Genomic DNA, 20,211 nt, shown 5'->3' on the forward strand with positions numbered 1-20,211 from the left:
CTAGCGGGAAGTCGGCCCGGCCGACCTCCCGTTCGGCCGCTCTCCCGCCCGCCGGGGCGGCGGGGGCGCGCCCCGCGCCCGGGGCATCGGCGGGGCCGTGCGGGGCGGGGCCATCGGCACCTCGACGTCCGGGTCGACGCCGTGGTTCTGCACGCCCCAGCCGCAGTTCTCCAGCCAGTACGCGTACGTGGGCCGGGGGACGAGGGTGCCGTCGACCAGGTGCGCGATCGGGCGGACTCCGGCCGCACGGGCGGGCCGGCTACGACCAGCGGCCGGTGCGCCCCAGCAGCAGGGCGCCGGCGGCCACCCCGGCGGTGGAGGTGCGCAGCACCGAGGGGCCCAGCCGGTACGGCCCGGCGCCCGCCTCGGCGAACGCGGCCAGCTCCTCCGGGGAGACCCCGCCCTCCGGGCCGACCACCAGCACCACGTCCCCGGCCGCGGGCAGCGGGGCCAGCGCCAGCGGCTCGGCGCCCTCCTCGTGCAGCACGGCGGCGAACGCGGCCCCGCCCAGCAGCGGCGCCAGCTGCCGGGTGGTCGCCGGCTCGCGCACCTCGGGGAAGCGCAGCCGGCGGGACTGCTTGCCGGCCTCCCGGGCGGTGGCCCGCCACTTGGCGAGCGCCTTGGCGCCCCGGTCGCCCTTCCACTGCGTGATGCAGCGCGAGGCGGCCCACGGGACGATCACGTCCACGCCGACCTCGGTCATGGTCTCCACCGCGAGCTCGCCGCGGTCGCCCTTGGGCAGCGCCTGGACGACGACGATCCGCGGCGCCGGCTCGGGCTCCCGGCGGACGGCGGCCACCGTGACGTCGATCGCGTCCTTGCCGAGCACCGCGGCGACCGTCCCGTCCACCCCGAGGCCCAGCCCGTCGGCGAGGGTCACCGCCTCGCCCGCCGCCAGCCGCTTCACCGCGGCCGCGTGCCGCCCCTCCGGCCCGTCGAGGCGCACCACGGAGCCGGGCGCGGCGGCGGCGATCCGCTCGGTCTCGACGACGAAGACGGGGGCGGTCATGCGGGGAACCTCCGGGGGGTGGGGCGGATCGGGAACGCGAAAGGGGCGCCGGGCGGAACCCGGCACCCCCGCGCGGACGGCCAGGGCCCAGTAGCGGCCCCGGCCTAGGGCCTAGCGGCCGTTGAACGCGTCCTTGAGGCGCGAGAACAGGCCCTGCTGGCCCGGCGCGAACTGGCCGGACGGCCGCTCCTCGCCGCGCAGCACCGCGAGCCGGCGCAGCAGCTCCTCCTGCTCGGGGTCGAGCTTGGTGGGCGTCTGCACCTCGACATGCACTATCAGGTCGCCCCGGCCGCCGCCGCGCAGGTGCGTGATGCCGCGGCCGTGCAGCGGGATCGACTGGCCGGACTGGGTGCCGGGCCGGATGTCGACCTCCTCCAGCCCGTCCAGGGTCTGCAGCGGCACCTGGGTGCCGAGGGACGCGGCCGTCATCGGGATGGTGACGGTGCAGTGCAGGTCGTCCCCGCGCCGCTGGAAGACGGTGTGGGTGGTCTCGGCGATCTCGACGTACAGGTCGCCGGCCGGGCCGCCGCCGGGGCCGACCTCGCCCTCGCCGGCCAGCTGAATCCGGGTGCCGTTGTCGACACCGGCCGGGATCTTGACGGTCAGGGTGCGCCGGGCGCGGACCCGGCCGTCGCCGGCGCACTCCGGGCACGGGGTCGGCACGACGGTGCCGAAGCCCTGGCACTGCGGGCAGGGCCGGGAGGTCATGACCTGGCCCAGGAACGACCGGGTGACCTGGGAGACCTCGCCCCTGCCGCGACACATGTCGCAGGTCTGCGCGGAGGTGCCGGGGGCCGCGCCCTCACCGCTGCACGTGGTGCAGGTGACGGCGGTGTCGACCTGGAGTTCCTTGGTGGTGCCGAAGGCGGCCTCCTCCAGGGTGATCTCCAGCCGGATCATGGCGTCCTGGCCGCGGCGGGTGCGCGAGCGCGGGCCGCGCTGGCCGGCCGCGGCGCCGAAGAAGGCGTCCATGATGTCGGAGAAGCCGAATCCGGCCGCCCCCGCGCCGAAGCCGCCCGCGCCCCCGCCGCCCGGCGAGAGCGGGTCACCGCCGAGGTCGTAGACCTGGCGCTTCTGCGGGTCGGAGAGCACCTCGTAAGCGGCGTTGATCTCCTTGAACCGCTCCTGCGTCTTCGGGTCCGGGTTGACGTCCGGGTGCAGTTCGCGTGCCAGGCGCCGGAAGGCCTTCTTGATCTCGTCCTGCCCCGCATCCCGTCGGACGCCGAGTACCGCGTAGTAGTCCGTGGCCACCAAATGCTCCGCTTGTTCCGCCTGTAGTAGTGCTGCGACTGGACACCGCCGTCAGAGGTTCCGACGGCGGCCTGTGCTACGACTCGGCCAGGATCTGGCCCACGTACCGCGCCACCGCACGCACCGCCCCCATTGTGCCCGGATAGTCCATCCGGGTCGGACCGATCACACCCAGTTTGGCCACGCTCTCGTCGCCCGAACCGTAACCGACCGACACCACCGAGGTGGAATTCAGCCCCTCGTAGGCGATCTCCCGCCCGATCCGGACCGTCATCGCGGCGTCCGCCGTCTCACCCAGGAGGCGGAGCAGGACGACCTGCTCCTCCAGGGCTTCCAGCACCGGCTGGATGGTCAGGGGGAAGTCGTGCCCGAAGCGGGTCAGGTTGGCCGTGCCGGCCAGCATGATCCGCTCCTCGTTCTGCTCGGCGAGCGCTTCGAACAGCGTCGCCAGGACCGTGCTGACGGTCGGGCGGTCCGGCGGCTCGAAACCCGCCGGGAGCTCCTCCAGGAACCCCGGCACGTCCGGCAGCCGCTGGCCGACGGCCCGCGCGTTGATCCGGGCCCGCAGGTCCGCCAGGACCGTCTCGCCGACCGGGCCCGGGCAGTCGACCATCCGCTGCTCGACCCGGCCGGTGTTGGTGATCAGGACCAGCATCACCTTGGTCGGGGCCAGCGCCACCAGCTCGATGTGCCGCACGGTGGAGCGCGACAGCGAGGGGTACTGCACCACCGCGACCTGCCGGGTGAGCTGGGCGAGCAGCCGCACCGTCCGCATGACCACGTCGTCCAGGTCGACGGCGCCGTCCAGGAAGTGCCGGATCGCCCGGCGCTCGGGGGCGCTCATCGGCTTGACCTCGGCGAGCTTGTCGACGAACAGGCGGTACCCCTTGTCGGTGGGGATGCGCCCGGCGCTGGTGTGCGGCTGGTGGATGTAGCCCTCCTCCTCCAGCGCCGCCATGTCGTTGCGCACGGTCGCCGGGGAGACTCCGAGGTTGTGCCGCTCCACCAGGGCCTTGGAACCGACCGGCTCCTCGGTGCCCACGTAGTCCTGGACGATCGCGCGGAGCACGGCGAGCTTGCGGTCGTCCAGCTGGCGAACCTCACCGGCCATGGGGCACACACCTCCGTCTTCGCACGTTGTCCGTTCGTGTCACGCATGCTGCTGCCCGCTCCGGGAGGATCCCGGCTCCGGCACCCGCTTTGGCACTCTGAACCTGCGAGTGCCAAAACCGTACCTGCCAGTGTAAGGCCCGGGCCCAACGGCAGGAACGGCCCGGCCGGAGTGATCCTGCCCGCAGTTCCCGGCGCGGGGGTGGTGCCGCAGGGCCGTCCGGGTGGCAGCATCGAAGACGACGGCGAATGGAGGAGCAAGCAATGTCGAGCTCGGGCCAGCACACCCGTTTCGCGCCCGACCGCGGCCTGACCGGCCGCATGGTCGTGACGATGTTCGTGATCGGGCTGCTGTACGTCGGTTTCACCGGTCTGCTGATCGTGCTGCTGCGCGGCGCCTGGCCACTGATCGTCCTGATCTCCGGCGGGCTGTTCGTGGCCCAGTTCTGGTTCAGCGACAAGATCACCGAACGGGCGATGGGCGCCCACCAGGTGACCCCTGAGCAGTACCCGCAACTGCACGGCACCATCGACCGGCTCTGCGCGCTGGCCGACATGCCCAAACCCCGGGTGGCGGTCGCCGACAACGACATGCCGAACGCCTTCGCCACCGGCCGCAACCCGCAGAACGCCGTGGTGTGCGTCACCACCGGCCTGCTGCGCCGGCTGGAACCCGAGGAACTGGAGGGCGTCCTCGCCCACGAGCTGTCCCACGTCGCCCACCGGGACGTCGCGGTGATGACCATCGCCGGCTTCCTCGGCGTCCTCGCCGGGGCCATGACCCGGATCGCCATGTACGGCGGGTTCATGGGCGGCAACCGCAACAACAACGACCAGAACGCGGCCATCGTCGCCCTGATCATCCCGCTGGTGTCGATGGTCGTCTACGCCATCAGCTTCCTGCTCACCCGGCTCCTGTCCCGCTACCGGGAACTCGCCGCCGACCGCGCCGCCGCCCAGCTCACCGGTCGGCCCAGCGCCCTCGCCTCCGCGCTCACCAAGGTCACCGGCCAGATCGCCGCCATCCCCAGCAAGGACCTGCGCCAGGCGCAGCCCTACAACGCCTTCTACTTCGCCCCCGCGCTGAGCGCCCGGGAGACCGCCTCACAGCTGTTCTCCACCCACCCGACGCTGGAGAAGCGGCTCGCGGAGCTGGCGAAGATCTCCGAGCAGCTCGGCCGCTGAGGCCCCGCCGCCTACGGCCCTCCCGACCCCCTCCCGACTCCTCCCGACTCCCTCCTCCGAAAGGACCGCCGTGGGAATCCTGGACACCCTGTTCGGGCGCACCAAGCCCGTCAAGCCCGACCTCGACCAGCTGTTCGGCGTCCCGTCCGCCGCCCTCACCCTGGAGGCCGCGGCCGGGTTCACCCCCACCGGGCTCGGCTCGGTCTGCTTCGCCGCCGTCGAGGGCGCGGCCTTCGTCCAGGTCGAACAGCAGGTGCGGGCACTGCTCGACGCCGACACCGAGCGCGGCGGCGTCCCGGTGGAGGCCTCCAAGGACGGCTACGGCTACTCCTGGCTGCTCGCCCGGCACACCCCCGAGGAACTGCCGGACCTGGTCAACGACCTGCACGCGGTCAACAGCGAGCTGGAGGCGAACGGCTTCGGGCCGCAGCTGCTCTGCTCGCTGGTCGGCTTCCGCAACCCTGCCGGGCAGTCGCTGGCCCTGGTCTACCTCTACAAGCGCGGCACCTTCTACCCCTTCGCCCCGATGCCCGGCGGCGGGGAGCGGCGCAACAGCCCGCTGGAGCTCCAGGTCAACGCGATGCTCGGGAACGACCTGCGGCTGGAGAAGGACCTCAGCCGCTGGTTCCCGGTCTGGGGCGCGCCGGGCCTCTGACGGTCCGTCCGTATAGTCGCTTTCATGCGCAGCCGCCAGTACGGACCCGACCTGACCCCGCCGTGGAAGAAGCAGCAGCCCGCCCCGGAGGTGACCGCCGAACGGGACCTGGTGGTGGAGGAGGCCGCCACCGGCTTCTGCGGCGCGGTGGTGCGCTGCGAGAAGACCGCCGAGGGCTTCACCGTCACCCTGGAGGACCGCTTCGGCAAGCTCCGGGTGTTCCCGCTGGTGCCGCGCGGCTTCCTGCTGGAGGGCCGGACCGTCACCCTGGTGCGCCCGGCCGGCCCCGCCCCCTCCCGCACGCCGGGCCGCACCGCCTCCGGCTCGGTCGCCGTCCCCGGCGCCCGGGCCCGGGTCGCCCGCGAGTCGCGGATCTACGTCGAGGGCCGGCACGACGCCGAACTGGTCGAGCGGGTCTGGGGCGACGACCTGCGGATCGAGGGCGTGGTCGTCGAGTACCTGGAGGGCGTGGACGACCTGCCCGCGATCGTCGCCGACTTCGCCCCCGGCCCGGGCCGGCGCCTCGGCGTCCTGGTCGACCACCTGCTCCCCGGCACCAAGGAGCACCGCATCGCCGCCCAGGTCACCGGCGACGCCGTCCTGGTCGTCGGCCACCCCTACATCGACATCTGGCAGGCCGTGAAGCCCGCCTCCGTCGGCATCCCCGGCTGGCCCGCCGTCCCGCGCGCAGAGGAGTGGAAGGAGGGCGTCTGCCGCCGCCTCGGCTGGCCGGTGAACACCCCCGCGGCCTGGAAGCGGATCCTCTCCGCGGTGGACAGCTACAAGGACCTGGAGCCGGAACTGCTGGGCAAGGTCGAGGAGTTGATCGACTTCGTGACGACTCCGGAGTGACTGTCAGAGCGTTCCGAACTCACCCGTGTCCAGCGTCACGCCCAGGGCGTCGACCCGGACGGGGTCGCCGAACTTGAAGGGCTGCCCGACCGCGTAGTCCGGGACGCCCGACGCAGTAGCGGTGCCGGGTTCGGTGAGCAGCAGGCACTCCCCCTTGAAGGGGTCGACGATCAGATAGGCCTCGATCGTCCCGCCCGCGTACATCTCCCGCTTGACGTGGTAGTCGCGATAGGCGCTGGTCTTCGACACCACCTCGACGACCATGGTCACCGCCGGTGCCGGAACCAACCGTCCGGGGGCTTCCACCGCGCCCCGCTCGATCACCACCAGATCGGGCTGCGGCTCGCTGGCCTCGTGCGCGAATGCCAGGTCCTGGGTCTGCAACCGGTGCCAGAGAGCCCTCGGGACCTGATCCACGATGCACTCGACGATGAGGTTGTGGACCAGGTCCGGCCCGGCCATCATCACGATTTCCCCCCTGATGAGTTCGGCCTTGACGCCCTCCGGCACCTCCAGGTTCTCGAAGATCCCGGTCATCCGGTCATCGATGGCGGTCATCGCACGCTCCCTCCGACGGCTGACGTCCACGCTAACGAATGTCAGTCCACCAGGTCACGCACGACCGCGTCGGCGAGCAGTCGGCCCTGGAGGGTGAGGACGGCGCGGCCCCCGGCGTACGGCTCGGCGGCGAGGAGGCCGTCGGCGAGGTGGCGGGCGGCGGCGTGGCGGCCGGTGTCGGTGAGGAGGGTGAGCGGGATGCCCTCGGCGAGGCGCAGTTCCAGCAGGATGCGCTCGACCCGGCGGTCCTCCTCGGCGAGCACCTCGCGGCCCAGGGCGGGGGTGCGGCCCTCGGCGAGGGCCTGGGCGTAGGCGGCGGGGTGCTTGGCGTTCCACCAGCGGACGCCGCCGACGTGGCTGTGCGCGCCCGGGCCGGCGCCCCACCAGTCGGCGCCGGTCCAGTACAGCTCGTTGTGGCGGCAGCGGCCCTCGGGGGTGGTGGCCCAGTTGGAGACCTCGTACCAGGTGTAGCCGGCGGCGCTGAGGGCCTGTTCGGCGATGAGGTAGCGGTCGGCGTGCACATCGTCGTCGATCATCGGCAGTTCGCCGCGCTTGACCCGGGCGGCGAGCTTGGTGCCGTCCTCGACGATCAGGGAGTACGCCGAGACGTGGTCGGGCCCGGCGCCGATGGCGGCGTCCAGGGAGGCGCGCCAGTCGTCGTCGGACTCGCCGGGGGTGCCGTAGATGAGGTCCAGGTTGACGTGGTCGAAGCCGGCGGCGCGGGCCTCGGCGACGCAGGCCTCGGGGCGGCCCGGGGTGTGGTGGCGGTCGAGCAGCTTCAGGACGTGCGGGCGGGCGCTCTGCATGCCGAAGGAGATCCGGTTGTAGCCGCCCTCGCGCAGTTCGGCCAGGTAGGCCGGGTCGACGGACTCCGGGTTGGCCTCGGTGGTGACCTCGGCGCCGTCGGCGAGCCCGAACTCCTCGCGCAGCGCGGCGAGCATCTTCACCAGGTCGCGGGCGGGCAGCAGGGTGGGGGTGCCGCCGCCGAGGAAGACGGTCTGCACCGGCAGGTCGACCGGGCCGAGGACCTGGCGGGCCAGCCGGATCTCGGCGACCACGTTGTCCGCGTAGGTCTCCTGGGAGGCGACGGCCCCGGAGGAGCGCAGCTCGGTGGCGGTGTAGGTGTTGAAGTCGCAGTAGCCGCAGCGGCTGGCGCAGTAGGGAACGTGCAGGTAGAAGCCGAACGGCCGCTGACCGAGTCCGGTGCGGGCGGATGCGGGCAGGGAACCGTCGGACGGCACCGGTTCGCCGTCGGGGAGTGCGGAGGGCATGACCCCATTGTCCCGTACGGCTCACCCGAACCGGTGAGCCGTACGGGGTCGGGGCCGATCAGGCCTCGTTGGCGCCCGCGTACATCGCGGTGACGGCGTCCGCGTAGGTCCGCTCGACCACCGGGCGCTTGATCTTCAGGCTCGGGGTGAGCTCGCCGTGCTCGATGTCGAGGTCGCGCGGCAGCAGGTGGAACTTCTTGATCGTCTGCCAGCGCTGGAGGTCGGCGTTGAGCCGCTTGACGAAGCCCTCGATCAGCTGGTGCACCTGCGGGTCGGCGACCACCTCGGCGTAGGACTTGTCCTTCAGCCCGTGCTCGGCGGCCCACGGCATGATGACCGCCTCGTCCAGGCCGATCAGCGCGGTGCAGAAGTTGCGGCCGTTGCCGATCACGAGGATGTTGCTGACGAACGGGCAGACCGCCTTGAACCTGCCCTCGACCTCGCTGGGCGCGACGTACTTGCCGCCGGAGGTCTTGAACAGGTCCTTCTTGCGGTCGGTGATCCGCAGGAAGCCGTCCGGGCCCAGCTCGCCGATGTCCTCGGTGTGGAACCAGCCGTCGGCCTCCAGCACCTCGGCGGTCTTCTCGGGCAGGTCGTGGTAGCCGCGCATGACGCCGGGGCCGCGCAGCAGGATCTCGCCGTCCTCGGCGATCCGGACCTCGGTGCCGGGCAGCGGGCGGCCCACGGTGCCGATCCGGATGTCCTCCTCGCGGTTGACGCAGGAGCCGGCGCTGGTCTCGCTGAGGCCGTAGCCCTCCAGGATCGGCACGCCGGCGCCGAGGAAGAAGTAGCCGATCTCGGGCGCGAGCGCGGCGCTGCCGGAGACGGCGCCGCGCAGCCGGCCGCCGAAGGCCGCGCGGATCTTGGCGTAGACCAGCTTGTCGGCCAGGCCGTGCTGGAGCCTGAGGCCCAGCGGGGCGGTGCCGGCGCCGGTGGCGATCCGGCTCTCCTGGACGGCGCGGGCGTGCTCGCGGGCGACCTTGGCGGCCCACCGGAAGATCTTGTACTTGGCGCCGCCCTCGGCCCGGGCCCGGCCGGCGATGCCGTTGTAGACCTTCTCGAAGATGCGCGGCGCCGAGGCCATCACGGTCGGCCGGATGACCGGCAGGTTGTGGATGATCCGGTCGACCCGGCCGTCCACGGCCATCACGTGGCCGGTGGCGATCTGGCCGGAGATCAGCGTCTTGCCGAACACGTGCGACAGCGGCAGCCACATGAACTGGACGTCGTCGGAGCGCAGCAGCCCGCTGGCCTCCTGGGCCCGGGCCTCGTACGCCCAGCAGTCGTGCACCAGGCGCACGCCCTTGGGGCGGCCGGTGGTGCCGGAGGTGTAGATGAGGGTGGCCAGCTGCTCCTTGTCGAGCGCGGCGACGGCCTTCTCGACCGCGTCCGGGTGCTGCTCCAGGTACTCGGCGCCGCGCTGCTCCAGCTCGGCGAGGGTGAGCACGGTGAGGGCGTTCAGGCCGTCGGCCCCGGGGGTACCAGTCTCGGGGGCCCCGGCGGTGCCGGTCTCCGTGGCGCCGGCCTCGGGGGCGTCGAACAGGATGACGGTCCGCAGCTCGGGCAGCTGTCCGAGCTGGCCGACGGCCTTGGCGAGTTGGGCGGAGTTCTCCGCGAACAGTGCTCTGGAACCGGAGTTGGAGAGGATGAACGCGGTCTCATCGGCGTTGGTGCTGGGATAGACGGTCGTCGTGGCGGCACCCGCGCACATGTTCCCGAGGTCGGCGATGATCCATTCGAGCCGGGTGGAGGAGGCGAGCGCCACCCGGTCCTCCGGCTGGATGCCGAGCGCCATCAGGCCGGCGGCCACCGCCTTGACCCGGGCCGCGGTCTGCGCCCAGGTGAGCGAGCGCCACTGCTCGGCGCCCGGGGCGCTGTCCGCGGCGTGCTCGTCCACCGGGGCCGGGTAGCGGTAGGCCTCGGCGTTCGGGGTGGCGGCGACCCGCTCCAGGAAGAGGTGGGCGACGGAGGCGGGACGCCCGGCGACCAAGTCGGCACTGCCGGAGTCGATCAGGGACTGCGCGGAACTCAACGAGGACCTCCGGGGGCGGGTGGCCGTCTGAGGGATGGTTTCGGCGCCCGTGGGGGGCGGTCGCCGGGCCCCCGGTCAACCCGGGCGATACCGGCGAGTAACAAGGGGGCAATCAGCAGCCTAGGGGGAAACCGGTCATTCCGTAAGAGGGCGGGACCCGGACGGCACACCGCCGCGCCGCCGGTGCCCGACGACGACTCCGCCCGCGCCCCGGTGAACCCGGGCCATCGGGCCCGCCGTACGGTTCGGCAAAGGACTGGGCAAACCTGCGGTCCACAACTCGTGAATCTCCTGTACGAGTCCACCAAAGAACGAGAATCGGGATGCGAATCCACCCGTCGACGACAAGAGTGTGCCAGTGCTGATCAGACTCCTCAGGGCGTACCTGCGCCCGTACTCCCGACCGATCGCGCTGCTCGTGGGGCTCCAACTGGTGTCCACCCTGGCGGCGCTCTACCTGCCGACGCTCAACGCCGACATCATCGACGACGGCGTGGTCAAGGGCGACACCGGCTACATCCTGCAGGTGGGCGGGGTGATGATCGGCATCACCCTGGTCCAGGCGCTCTGCTCGATCGGCGCCGTCTACTACGGCTCCAAGACCGCCATGGCCTTCGGCCGGGACGTCCGCGCCGCCGTCTTCGACCGGGTCCAGAGCTTCTCCGCCCGCGAGGTCGGCCAGTTCGGCGCCCCCTCGCTCATCACCCGCACCACCAACGACGTCCAACAGGTCCAGATGCTGGCCCTGATGAGCTTCACGCTCATGGTGGCCGCCCCGATCATGTGCGTCGGCGGCATCATCATGGCCCTCAACCAGGACGTGCCGCTGTCCGGCCTGCTGCTCGCGGTCATCCCGCTGCTCGGCGCCGTCGTCGTCCTCCTCGTCCGCTCGCTGCGCCCCAAGTTCCGCAGCATGCAGACCCGGATCGACACCGTGAACCGGGTCCTGCGCGAGCAGATCACCGGCATCCGGGTCATCCGCGCCTTCGTCAAGGACGACCACGAGCAGGCCCGCTTCGCCAAGGCCAACGGGGACCTCACCGACACCGCCCTCCAGGTCGGCCGGCTGATGTCGTTCATGTTCCCCGCCGTGATGCTGGTCGTGAACGTCTCCAGCGTCGCCGTGCTCTGGTTCGGCGCCCACCGGATCGACAACGGCGGCATGCAGATCGGCGCGCTCACCGCCTTCCTCTCCTACCTGATGCAGATCCTCATGAGCGTCATGATGGCCACCTTCATGTTCATGATGGTGCCGCGCGCCGAGGTCTGCGCCGAGCGCATCGAGGAGGTCCTCGGCACCTCCTCCAGCGTCGTCCCGCCCGCCGCGCCGATCACCGAGGTGCTGCGCCGCGGCAACCTGGAACTGCGCGACGTCGACTTCCGCTACCCCGGCGCCGAGGCCTCGGTGCTGCGCGGCATCGCCATCACCGCCCGCCCCGGCGAGACCACCGCCGTCATCGGCTCCACCGGCAGCGGCAAGTCCACCCTGCTCGGGCTCGTGCCCCGGCTGTTCGACGCCACCTCCGGCCAGGTCCTGCTCGACGGCGTCGACGTGCGCGAACTCGCCCCCGAGGCGATCGCCGAGAGCGTCGGCCTCGTCCCGCAGAAGCCCTACCTGTTCTCCGGCACCGTCGCCAGCAACCTCCGCTACGGCCGGCCCGACGCCACCGACGAGGAACTCTGGCACGCCCTGGAGATCGCCCAGGCCAAGGACTTCGTCGAGGACCTGCCCGAAGGCCTGGACGCCCCGATCGCCCAGGGCGGCGGCAACGTCTCCGGCGGCCAGCGCCAGCGCCTGGCCATCGCCCGGGCCCTGGTCCGCCAGCCCGACGTCTACCTGTTCGACGACTCCTTCTCGGCGCTCGACTACGCCACCGACGCCAGGCTGCGCAAGGCCCTCGCCCGCGAGACCTCCGACGCCACCGTGCTGATCGTCGCCCAGCGCGTCTCCACCATCCGCGACGCCGACCGGATCATCGTCCTCGACGAAGGCGCGGTCGTCGGCACCGGCACCCACCACGAACTGATGGCCGACAACCCGACGTACCGGGAGATCGTGCTCTCCCAGCTCACCGAGCAGGAGGCGGCGTGACCACCCCCGGCAAGCCCGACGCGGACACCAGGACCGCGGACACCGCGACAGCGGACCCCGAGGCCACGGACACCAGAACCGTGGACCCCGGGACCGCCGACCCCGCGAAGCCCGACCCGGACACCAAGGCCGCGGACACCGCCGACGAACTGCCCAGCGACTCGCAGGCCGCCGCCGCCCGCCGCGGCCCCGCCGGACCGGGCCGCTTCATGGGCGGCCAGGGCACCGAGAAGTCCATGGACTTCAAGGGCTCCGGCAAGCGGCTGCTCGCCCTGCTGCGCCCCGAACGCAACCTGATCTCCGGCGTGCTGGCCCTCGGCGTGCTCAGCATCGGCTGCGCCGTCACCGGCCCCAAGGTCCTCGGCAACGCCACCGACCTGATCTTCGCCGGCGTCGTCGGCGCCCGCTTCGAACCCGGCACCTCCAAGACGCAGATCGTCGAAGGGCTGCGCGCCCACGGCGAGGGCGGCGTCGCCGGCCTGCTCTCCTCGGTGGACTTCACCCCCGGCCAGGGCATGGACTTCGGCGCCATCGGCACCGTCCTGCTCTGGGTGCTGGTCATCTACCTCGCCTCCGCCCTGTTCGGCATCGTCCAGGGCCGGCTGGCCACCGCGGCGATCCAGCGGGCCGGCTACCGGCTGCGCCAGGACGTCGAGGCCAAACTCGCCCGGCTGCCGCTCAGTTACTTCGACAAGCAGCCGCGCGGCGAGGTGCTCAGCCGGGTCACCAACGACATCGACAACATCAGCCAGTCCATGCAGCAGACCATGGGACAGGTCGTCAACTCCCTGCTCACCGTGATCGGCGTGCTGGCGATGATGTTCTGGATCTCCCCGCTGCTGGCGACGATCGCCCTGATCTCGGTGCCGCTGTCGGTGGCCGTCGCCGCCAAGGTCGGCAAGCGGGCGCAGCCCCAGTTCGTCCAGCAGTGGAAGTCCACCGGCCAACTCAACGCGCACATCGAGGAGATGTACACCGGCCACACCCTGGTCAAGGTGTTCGGCCGCCAGCGCGAGTCCGCCGAGACCTTCCGCGAGCACAACGAGGCGCTGTACACCTCCAGCTTCCGGGCGCAGTTCATCTCCGGGATCATCCAGCCCGCGATGATGCTCATCGGCAACCTGCAGTACGTGCTGGTCGCGGTCGTCGGCGGCCTGCGGGTGGCCAGCGGCGCGCTGTCCATCGGCGACGTGCAGGCGTTCATCCAGTACTCGCGGCAGTTCAGCCAGCCGCTCACCCAGGTCGCCAGCATGGCCAACCTGGTGCAGTCCGGGGTCGCCTCCGCCGAGCGCGTCTTCGAGCTGCTGGACGCCCCCGAGCAGACCCCCGAACCGACCGCGTCCGAGCGGCCCGACACCATCCACGGCCGGGTCGCCTTCCAGGACGTGTCCTTCCGCTACGACCCCGAGAAGCCGCTCATCGAGGACCTCTCGCTCAAGGTCGAACCCGGCCAGACCGTCGCCATCGTCGGCCCCACCGGCGCCGGCAAGACCACCCTGGTCAACCTCCTGATGCGGTTCTACGAGGTCAGCTCCGGGCGGATCACCCTCGACGGGGTCGACGTCTCCGCGATGTCCCGCGAGGAACTGCGCTCCGGCATCGGCATGGTGCTCCAGGACACCTGGCTGTTCGGCGGCACCATCGCCGACAACATCGCCTACGGCGCCCAGGGAGCCACCCGCGAGCAGGTCATCGAGGCCGCCAAGGCCGCCCACGTCGACCGCTTCGTGCGCACCCTGCCGGACGGCTACGACACCGTCATCGACGACGACGGCGCCGGGGTCAGCGCGGGCGAGAAGCAGCTGATCACCATCGCCCGGGCGTTCCTCGCCCAGCCGTCGATCCTCGTCCTGGACGAGGCGACCAGCTCCGTCGACACCCGCACCGAGGTGCTGATCCAGCGGGCCATGGCCCGGCTGCGCACCGGCCGCACCAGCTTCGTGATCGCGCACCGGCTCTCCACCATCCGGGACGCCGACGTGATCCTGGTGATGGAGAACGGCTCGATCGTCGAACAGGGCTCGCACGACGAGCTGATCGCCGCGCACGGCGCCTACGCGCGGCTGTACCAGGCGCAGTTCGCGGAGGCCGTGGCCGAGGTGGACTGACCGTCGCACACCGCCGGCGCCGAGCCGGGGCGGGCCCGAACCGCCCCGGCTCCTCGTCCGTGGTGCGTCGGACGTCGGCTCGCTCCGGCGGGGAAGCTACGGCGGGGAAGCTACGGCGGCCCGATCCGGCGGGGAAAACGAGGAGGGGCCCGGGCGGTCGTCCGCCCGGGCCCCTCTCACGCGCCTGTGGTTACTTCTTTTCCTTCGGCGCCTCGGCGTCGGTGGACAGCGCGGCGATGAAGGCCTCCTGCGGGACCTCCACGCGGCCGACCATCTTCATCCGCTTCTTGCCTTCCTTCTGCTTCTCCAGCAGCTTGCGCTTGCGCGAGATGTCACCGCCGTAGCACTTGGCGAGGACGTCCTTGCGGATCGCGCGGACCGTCTCACGGGCGATCACCCGGGAGCCGATGGCCGCCTGGATCGGCACCTCGAACTGCTGGCGCGGGATCAGCTTCTGCAGCTTGCCCGCCATCATCACGCCGTAGCCGTAGGCCTTGTCCTTGTGCACGATCGCGGAGAAGGCGTCCACCGCGTCGCCGTGCAGCAGGATGTCGACCTTCACCAGCTGGGCGGACTGCTCGCCGATGGGCTCGTAGTCGAGCGAGGCGTAGCCGCGGGTCTTGGACTTCAGCTGGTCGAAGAAGTCGAAGACGATCTCGGCGAGCGGCAGGGTGTAGCGCAGCTCGACCCGGTCCTCGGACAGGTAGTCCATGCCCTGGAGGTTGCCGCGGCGGGACTGGCAGAGCTCCATGATCGCGCCGACGAACTCGTTGGGCGCCAGGATGGTGCCGCGCACGACCGGCTCGTACACCTCGGCGATCTTGCCGGTCGGGAACTCGCTCGGGTTGGTGACGGTGTGCTCGGTACCGTCCTCCATGATCACCCGGTAGACCACGTTCGGGGCGGTGGAGATCAGGTCGAGGTTGAACTCGCGCTCCAGGCGCTCCCGGATGATCTCCAGGTGCAGCAGGCCGAGGAAGCCGCAGCGGTAGCCGAAGCCGAGCGCGACCGAGGTCTCCGGCTCGTACACCAGCGCCGCGTCGTTCAGCCGCAGCTTGTCCAGGGCGTCGCGCAGCAGCGGGTAGTCCGAGCCGTCCAGCGGGTACAGGCCGGAGAACACCATCGGGCGCGGGTCCTTGTAGCCGCCCAGCGCCTCGGTCGCACCCTTGTGCATCGAGGTGATGGTGTCACCGACCTTGGACTGCCGGACGTCCTTCACGCCGGTGATGATGTAGCCCACCTCGCCGACGCCCAGGCCGTCGGCGACCTTCGGCTCGGGCGAGATGACGCCGATCTCCAGCAGCTCGTGGGTGGCGCCGGTGGACATCATCGCGATCCGCTCGCGCTTGGTGAGCTGCCCGTCCACGACACGCACGTAGGTGACCACGCCGCGGTAGGAGTCGTACACCGAGTCGAAGATCATCGCGCGGGCCGGGGCGTCCTTGACGCCGACCGGGGCCGGGACGGTGTTGACGATGTGGTCCAGCAGGTCCTCGACGCCGAGGCCGGTCTTGGCGCTGACCTGCAGCACGTCCGAGGGGTCGCAGCCGATGATGTGCGCGATCTCCGCCGCGTACTTCTCCGGCTGGGCGGCCGGCAGGTCGATCTTGTTCAGCACCGGGACGATCGTGAGGTCGTTCTCCAGCGCCAGGTACAGGTTGGCGAGGGTCTGCGCCTCGATGCCCTGGGCCGCGTCGACCACCAGGATGGTGCCCTCGCAGGCCGCGAGGGAGCGGGACACCTCGTACGTGAAGTCCACGTGGCCGGGGGTGTCGATCATGTTGAGGATGTGCGTCGTCCCGGCACTCGGACCGGTCTTCGGCGCCCACGGGAGGCGGACCGCCTGCGACTTGATGGTGATGCCGCGCTCGCGCTCGATGTCCATGCGGTCGAGGTACTGGGCGCGCATCTGCCGCGGGTCGACGACGCCCGTGATCTGCAGCATCCGGTCTGCGAGCGTCGACTTGCCGTGGTCGATGTGGGCGATGATGCAGAAGTTGCGGATCAGCGCCGGGTCGGTACGGCTGGGCTCTGGCACATTGCTGGGGGTCGCGGGCACCTTGGTCCGATTCTCCGTTGGTCCGGGGCCGGGGGTGTCCTGGTCATCGCTGACCGGTTTTCCCGGGGACCGGACAGTCTCGTCCGATCGAAATAGTTCCTCCCATCCTCCCACGACCACGGCGCGGGCCGCCGTTCGGTACGCCCGGACCTCCTCCGGGCCCGCGCCAGGCGGCAGGATGGCACCCCGTGATCCTCGAAAGCGCCCTGCTCGACGTCCTGCCCGGCCAGGAGGACGAATTCCTCGCCGCCTTCGCCGAGGCCCGGCCCCTGATCGCCGTCCAGCGGGGCTTCCGCTCCCTGCAGCTGCGCCGCTGCCTCGACGAAGGACGCGGCTCGCGATTCCTCCTCCAGGTGGAATGGGAGACGCTCGCGGACCACACCGAGGGCTTCCGCGGCTCAGCCGAGTACCTGCGGTGGCGGGAGCTGCTGCACCGCTTCTACCGGCCGTTCCCGGAGGTCGAGCACTACGGGGAGCCGGTGCTCAGTGCGTAGGCGACCCGCTACCGCGCAGGCGGCCCGGCCGCGGGGCCGGGCGCCCGGTTTGGGGCGGGTGGCGGGCCCCTGGTAGCGTGGGCTGCTGCACCTGGCCCCGGCATGCCCTCTCAGCTGCCCGGCGGCCGCGCGGTGCAGCCCGTTCAATCCTTTTAGACAAGACTGAGGCTCCTTCGTGGCGAACATCAAGTCCCAGATCAAGCGCAACAAGACCAACGAGAAGGCGCGCCTGCGCAACAAGGCCGTCAAGTCCTCGCTGAAGACCGCCCTGCGCAAGGCCCGTGAGGCCGCTGCCGCCGGCGAGACCGAGAAGGCCACCGTGCTGGCCCGCGCCGCCTCCAAGGCGCTGGACAAGGCCGTGAGCAAGGGCGTCATCCACGCCAACCAGGCCGCCAACAAGAAGTCGGCCATCACCAAGCGCGTCAACGCGGCCGCCCAGGCCTGACGCCTCGGGGGCCTCGGCCCCCACCGCCTCGGGACGGACCCGGCCCTCTACCCGGACCCCTGAGGCGCGCGAGACTCGCACCGCACGCGGCCTGCGTTCGCCACGCGGGTGCGGTGTACGAAGCAGTACGACAGGCGCCGTAGTCGGCCTCTCCCCAGAGGCCCGCTACGGCGCCTGTCGCGTTCCGTGGCCCGAGCGCTGTCGCCTGCCGGTCACGCGCGAACGGGGCTCCGGAGGGTCGGGCGGCGCTGCGGGCCGACGCCTGGGAGGCCGTCCGCTCGATGGGCGCGCAGGCGGGGGCAGGCGGGTCGGCGGGGGCCGGGTAGGCGGGTAGCGGGGCGGGCGGGTCGACGGGGGCCGGGTAGGCGGGTAACGGGGCCGGGCGGGTGGGTAGCGGGGCAGGCGGGCAGCCGGCAGCCGGGTCCGGCTCGTCCTGGGTCCGGTCCGGTGGCCGCGCCGTCAGTACGCCGGGCGGGACCCGGCCCGGGCCGCCCGGGCGACGGCCACCACCGCGCGCTCCAGCGCGAAGGCCGGATCGTCCGAGCCGCCCTTGACGGCGGCGTCCGCCTGGGCGATCGCGGTCAGCGCGGTGGCCACCCCGTCGCCCGTCCAGCCGCGCATCTGCTGGCGCACCCGGTCGACCTTCCACGGCGGCATGCCCAACTCGCGGGCCAGGTCGGCCGGACGCATGTTCCGCCCGGTGGTCGCCAGCCGCCCGATGCTGCGCACGCCGGAGGCCAGCGCGTAGGTGATGCCGGTCGGCGGCTGGCCCACCGCCAGCGCCCAGCGCAGCCGCTCCAGCGCCTCCGCGGCCCGGCCGGTGACCGCCAGGTCGGCCACCTCGAAGCCCGTCGCCTCGGCCCGGCCGCTGTAGTAGCGGGCCACCACCGTCTCGTCGATCGTGCCCTCGACGTCCGAGGTCAACTGGCTGCACGCGGCCGCCAGCTCGCGCAGGTCGCTGCCGAGCGAGTCCAGCAGGGCCTGGCAGGCCTCCGGCGTCGCCGAGCGGCCCAGCGTACGGAACTCGCCCCGGACGAAGGCCAGCCGCTCGCTCGCCTTGGTCAGCTTCGCGCACGCCACCTCGCGGCCGCCGGCCTTGCGCCCGGCGTCCAGCAGGCCCTTGCCCTTGGCCCCGCCCGCGTGCGCCAGCACCATGATCACTTCTTCGGCCGGCGCCTCGATGTAGGCCTTGACCTCCTTCACCGAGTCGGCGGAGAGGTCCTGCGCGGCCCGCACCACGATCACCTTGCGCTCGGCGAACAGCGACGGCGTGGTCAGCTCGGCCAGGCTGCCCGGCTGCAGGCCGCCGGGCGGCAGATCCCGCACGTCGGTGTCCGGATCCGCCGCCTTCGCCGCCGCCACCACCTGGGCGACCGCGCGGTCCAGCAGCAGCTCCTCCTGGCCGACCGCGAGGGTCAGCGGGGCGAGCAGGTCGTCGGGTGCACTCTTCCTGGCCATCGCCTACCAGCATCCCACGGGGCACGGACACTCCCACCCGGGGCGGCCCCGGCCCCCCTGGCCGCCGGCCCCGCCTCTCCGGCCCCGATTCTCCGGCCCGGCCCGCCTGACCAGACCTGCCCGACCGTGCCGGTCACCCGACCTGGACAATGGTCCGGTGACCGAGAACCACACCACCGACCTGCCGGACGTCAACGACCCGCACGCCCGGCAACTGCTCGTCCTGCCCGACCGCGACGCCGCCGAGGACGCCTCCGAGGAGCTCAGCGCCGCCCACCCCGACCTCGGCGAGCTCGACCTCGTCCGGGACGCCCTGGCCGGCGAGGACGACGCCGAGGACGCCCAGTGGCTGGTCGTCGTCGAGCCCCCGGAGGACGGCTGGACCCCGGCCCTGCTGCGCGCCCTGGACGCCATCGCCGTCGAGCACGAGGGCTGGCGCGAGGAAGGCTGACCCCGACGGCCGGGCCCGGCCCGGTTCGGAACCTTCGAGAGGGACGGGCGAGGGGGGACGGGCCCCGGACGCGGCGCTGCGCCCGTTCCGGGCCGAGGAGCGCGAGGCCACCGGGTCCGGCCACCGCGGCGTCAACCCTCGATGAGCCACACCCCCGTCGAGTGAATCACCGTCAGTTCCGCGCCTGCTCACTCCAAGTGCGTGCCATTCTGCGAACGTTGCTTCGGCCACGAATCTTCGGGCATCCGAGCCGGCTGCCCGAAGGGGCCCAGCGACTCGGTCCACGCCACCCAAGGAGTGCAGATGTCGGTATCCCGCGCCCTCTCCCGGACCCGGTCCCGCGTTCTGGCCGTGCTGAGCGCCGCCGCAGTCGCGAGCGGGCTGGCGGTCGCCGTTCCGGCGACGCCCGCCTCCGCCGACGGGTTCGTGGTCAGTGAGGCGCAGTTCAACCAGATGTTCCCGAGCCGGAACTCCTTCTACACGTACGACGGCCTGGTCAATGCGCTGAGCGCCTACCCCGGGTTCGCCACCACCGGCGACGACGCGACGCGCAAGCGGGAGGCGGCCGCCTTCCTCGCCAACGTCAGCCACGAGACCGGCGGCCTGCGGTACGTCGTCGAGCAGAACACCGCCAACTACAGCCACTACTGCGACGCCTCGCAGTCCTACGGCTGTCCGGCCGGCCAGAGCGCCTACTACGGGCGCGGCCCGCTCCAGATCAGCTGGAACTTCAACTACAAGGCGGCGGGCGACGCCCTGCACATCGACCTGCTGCACGACCCGTACCAGGTGGAACGGGACTCCGCCGTCTCGTGGAAGACCGGCCTCTGGTTCTGGGACACCCAGAGCGGCGCCGGGACGATGACCGCGCACGACGCCATCGTCAACGGCAGGGGCTTCGGCGAGACCATCCGCAGCATCAACGGCGCCCTCGAATGCGACGGCAAGAACCCGGACGAGCGCAACGACCGCATCAACCTCTTCCGGAACTTCGTCGGCATCCTCGGCACCGACGTCGGCGGCGGCAACATCTCCTGCTGACCCGGCCGGCCCTGCCGACAGCTCGCGCTTGATGGTCGAGTGCGACGCGCCATCGCAGGTGCCCGTACTTCGGCGCGCTCCGGGCCAGGCCCGGAGGCGGCCGCGATAGGTCTGCGGGGCGCGCCCCGGCGCCCGGGAGG

The 20,211-nt window shown here is 71.9% G+C and carries 17 protein-coding genes; 9 read left to right on the forward strand and 8 right to left on the reverse strand.

Features of this window, described 5'->3' with window-relative positions; translation table 11 throughout:
* Positions 1 to 259 precede the first annotated feature (259 nt).
* The 3 genes from ACFVTF_RS14945 to hrcA all read right to left on the reverse strand — a co-directional run bounded on the left by ACFVTF_RS14945 (position 260) and on the right by hrcA (position 3,371).
* The gene (locus ACFVTF_RS14945; protein WP_371516898.1) at positions 260 to 1,009 is read right to left on the reverse strand and encodes a 16S rRNA (uracil(1498)-N(3))-methyltransferase; all 750 of its coding nucleotides are present in this window, start codon (positions 1,007 to 1,009) and stop codon (positions 260 to 262) included.
* A 111-nt stretch (positions 1,010 to 1,120) separates the two neighbouring features.
* On the reverse strand, positions 1,121 to 2,260 hold the full coding sequence (gene dnaJ / locus ACFVTF_RS14950; RefSeq protein ID WP_350878218.1) for a molecular chaperone DnaJ: 1,140 nt from the start codon (positions 2,258 to 2,260) through the stop codon (positions 1,121 to 1,123).
* Between the two features lie 76 nt (positions 2,261 to 2,336).
* On the reverse strand, positions 2,337 to 3,371 hold the full coding sequence (gene hrcA, locus ACFVTF_RS14955; RefSeq protein ID WP_063347523.1) for a heat-inducible transcriptional repressor HrcA: 1,035 nt from the start codon (positions 3,369 to 3,371) through the stop codon (positions 2,337 to 2,339).
* A gap of 263 nt (positions 3,372 to 3,634) precedes the next feature.
* On the opposite strand from hrcA, the gene htpX reads away from it, so the two are divergent.
* The 3 genes from htpX (at position 3,635) to ACFVTF_RS14970 (ending at position 6,062) form a co-directional block, all read left to right on the forward strand.
* Positions 3,635 to 4,555 carry a zinc metalloprotease HtpX gene (gene htpX / locus ACFVTF_RS14960; protein WP_063347524.1) on the forward strand — a complete coding sequence of 307 codons (921 nt, stop codon included), beginning with the start codon at positions 3,635 to 3,637 and terminating at the stop codon, positions 4,553 to 4,555.
* 70 nt (positions 4,556 to 4,625) lie between these two features.
* Positions 4,626 to 5,210, forward strand: coding sequence for a hypothetical protein (locus ACFVTF_RS14965; protein ID WP_387813668.1), 585 nt, complete (start codon positions 4,626 to 4,628; stop codon positions 5,208 to 5,210).
* A gap of 24 nt (positions 5,211 to 5,234) precedes the next feature.
* Complete coding sequence (locus ACFVTF_RS14970; protein WP_387813670.1) at positions 5,235 to 6,062, forward strand: DUF3097 domain-containing protein; 828 nt, start codon at positions 5,235 to 5,237, stop codon at positions 6,060 to 6,062.
* A gap of 3 nt (positions 6,063 to 6,065) precedes the next feature.
* Here ACFVTF_RS14970 and ACFVTF_RS14975 read toward each other — a convergent pair whose 3' ends face one another.
* The 3 genes from ACFVTF_RS14975 to ACFVTF_RS14985 are packed head-to-tail and all read right to left on the reverse strand — an operon-like array spanning position 6,066 to position 9,923.
* Positions 6,066 to 6,620, reverse strand: a complete 555-nt coding sequence (locus tag ACFVTF_RS14975; protein ID WP_387813674.1) for a Uma2 family endonuclease — start codon at positions 6,618 to 6,620, stop codon at positions 6,066 to 6,068.
* 41 nt (positions 6,621 to 6,661) lie between these two features.
* Positions 6,662 to 7,891: a radical SAM family heme chaperone HemW gene (hemW, locus tag ACFVTF_RS14980; protein WP_363369926.1), complete on the reverse strand. Its 1,230-nt coding sequence runs from the start codon at positions 7,889 to 7,891 to the stop codon at positions 6,662 to 6,664.
* Positions 7,892 to 7,949: 58 nt separating this feature from the next.
* On the reverse strand, positions 7,950 to 9,923 hold the full coding sequence (locus ACFVTF_RS14985; protein ID WP_387813676.1) for an AMP-dependent synthetase/ligase: 1,974 nt from the start codon (positions 9,921 to 9,923) through the stop codon (positions 7,950 to 7,952).
* Between the two features lie 358 nt (positions 9,924 to 10,281).
* Here ACFVTF_RS14985 and ACFVTF_RS14990 point away from each other — a divergent pair, with 358 nt between their 5' ends.
* Both ACFVTF_RS14990 and ACFVTF_RS14995 read left to right on the forward strand, forming a co-directional pair.
* Positions 10,282 to 12,015, forward strand: a complete 1,734-nt coding sequence (locus tag ACFVTF_RS14990; protein WP_387813678.1) for an ABC transporter ATP-binding protein — start codon at positions 10,282 to 10,284, stop codon at positions 12,013 to 12,015.
* 209 nt (positions 12,016 to 12,224) lie between these two features.
* A complete protein-coding gene (locus tag ACFVTF_RS14995) occupies positions 12,225 to 14,123 on the forward strand; it encodes an ABC transporter ATP-binding protein (RefSeq protein WP_387813714.1) in 1,899 nt (632 codons plus the stop codon).
* Positions 14,124 to 14,313: 190 nt separating this feature from the next.
* On the opposite strand, the gene lepA is transcribed toward ACFVTF_RS14995, so the two are convergent.
* Positions 14,314 to 16,182, reverse strand: a complete 1,869-nt coding sequence (gene lepA / locus ACFVTF_RS15000; RefSeq protein ID WP_387813680.1) for a translation elongation factor 4 — start codon at positions 16,180 to 16,182, stop codon at positions 14,314 to 14,316.
* A 188-nt stretch (positions 16,183 to 16,370) separates the two neighbouring features.
* Between lepA and ACFVTF_RS15005 the strand changes: the two genes are divergently transcribed.
* Positions 16,371 to 16,676, forward strand: a complete 306-nt coding sequence (locus ACFVTF_RS15005) for an antibiotic biosynthesis monooxygenase family protein (RefSeq protein ID WP_387813682.1) — start codon at positions 16,371 to 16,373, stop codon at positions 16,674 to 16,676.
* A gap of 175 nt (positions 16,677 to 16,851) precedes the next feature.
* Positions 16,852 to 17,121 carry a 30S ribosomal protein S20 gene (gene rpsT, locus ACFVTF_RS15010; RefSeq protein ID WP_270147017.1) on the forward strand — a complete coding sequence of 90 codons (270 nt, stop codon included), beginning with the start codon at positions 16,852 to 16,854 and terminating at the stop codon, positions 17,119 to 17,121.
* Positions 17,122 to 17,580: 459 nt separating this feature from the next.
* Here the strand turns inward: rpsT and holA are convergent, their stop codons facing one another.
* Positions 17,581 to 18,579 (reverse strand): DNA polymerase III subunit delta, encoded by a 999-nt coding sequence (gene holA / locus ACFVTF_RS15015; protein ID WP_371516906.1) that lies wholly within the window; start codon positions 18,577 to 18,579, stop codon positions 17,581 to 17,583.
* Positions 18,580 to 18,736: 157 nt separating this feature from the next.
* Between holA and ACFVTF_RS15020 the strand changes: the two genes are divergently transcribed.
* A complete protein-coding gene (locus ACFVTF_RS15020) occupies positions 18,737 to 19,030 on the forward strand; it encodes a hypothetical protein (protein ID WP_350878232.1) in 294 nt (97 codons plus the stop codon).
* 303 nt (positions 19,031 to 19,333) lie between these two features.
* Positions 19,334 to 20,071, forward strand: coding sequence for a chitinase (locus ACFVTF_RS15025; protein ID WP_387813685.1), 738 nt, complete (start codon positions 19,334 to 19,336; stop codon positions 20,069 to 20,071).
* Positions 20,072 to 20,211 lie beyond the last annotated feature (140 nt).

Source organism: Kitasatospora sp. NPDC057940 (assembly GCF_042887425.1).
Taxonomy (GTDB): Bacteria; Actinomycetota; Actinomycetes; order Streptomycetales; family Streptomycetaceae; genus Kitasatospora.

Coding starts and splice junctions, on each gene's coding strand:
- ACFVTF_RS14945 (WP_371516898.1), bottom strand. CDS start 1,009: ATGACCGCCCCCGTCTTCGTCGTCGAGACCGAGCGGATCGCCGCCGCC.
- hrcA (WP_063347523.1), bottom strand. CDS start 3,371: ATGGCCGGTGAGGTTCGCCAGCTGGACGACCGCAAGCTCGCCGTGCTC.
- htpX (WP_063347524.1), top strand. CDS start 3,635: ATGTCGAGCTCGGGCCAGCACACCCGTTTCGCGCCCGACCGCGGCCTG.
- ACFVTF_RS14970 (WP_387813670.1), top strand. CDS start 5,235: ATGCGCAGCCGCCAGTACGGACCCGACCTGACCCCGCCGTGGAAGAAG.
- ACFVTF_RS14975 (WP_387813674.1), bottom strand. CDS start 6,620: ATGACCGCCATCGATGACCGGATGACCGGGATCTTCGAGAACCTGGAG.
- hemW (WP_363369926.1), bottom strand. CDS start 7,891: ATGCCCTCCGCACTCCCCGACGGCGAACCGGTGCCGTCCGACGGTTCC.
- ACFVTF_RS14995 (WP_387813714.1), top strand. CDS start 12,225: ATGGGCGGCCAGGGCACCGAGAAGTCCATGGACTTCAAGGGCTCCGGC.
- holA (WP_371516906.1), bottom strand. CDS start 18,579: ATGGCCAGGAAGAGTGCACCCGACGACCTGCTCGCCCCGCTGACCCTC.
- ACFVTF_RS15025 (WP_387813685.1), top strand. CDS start 19,334: ATGTCGGTATCCCGCGCCCTCTCCCGGACCCGGTCCCGCGTTCTGGCC.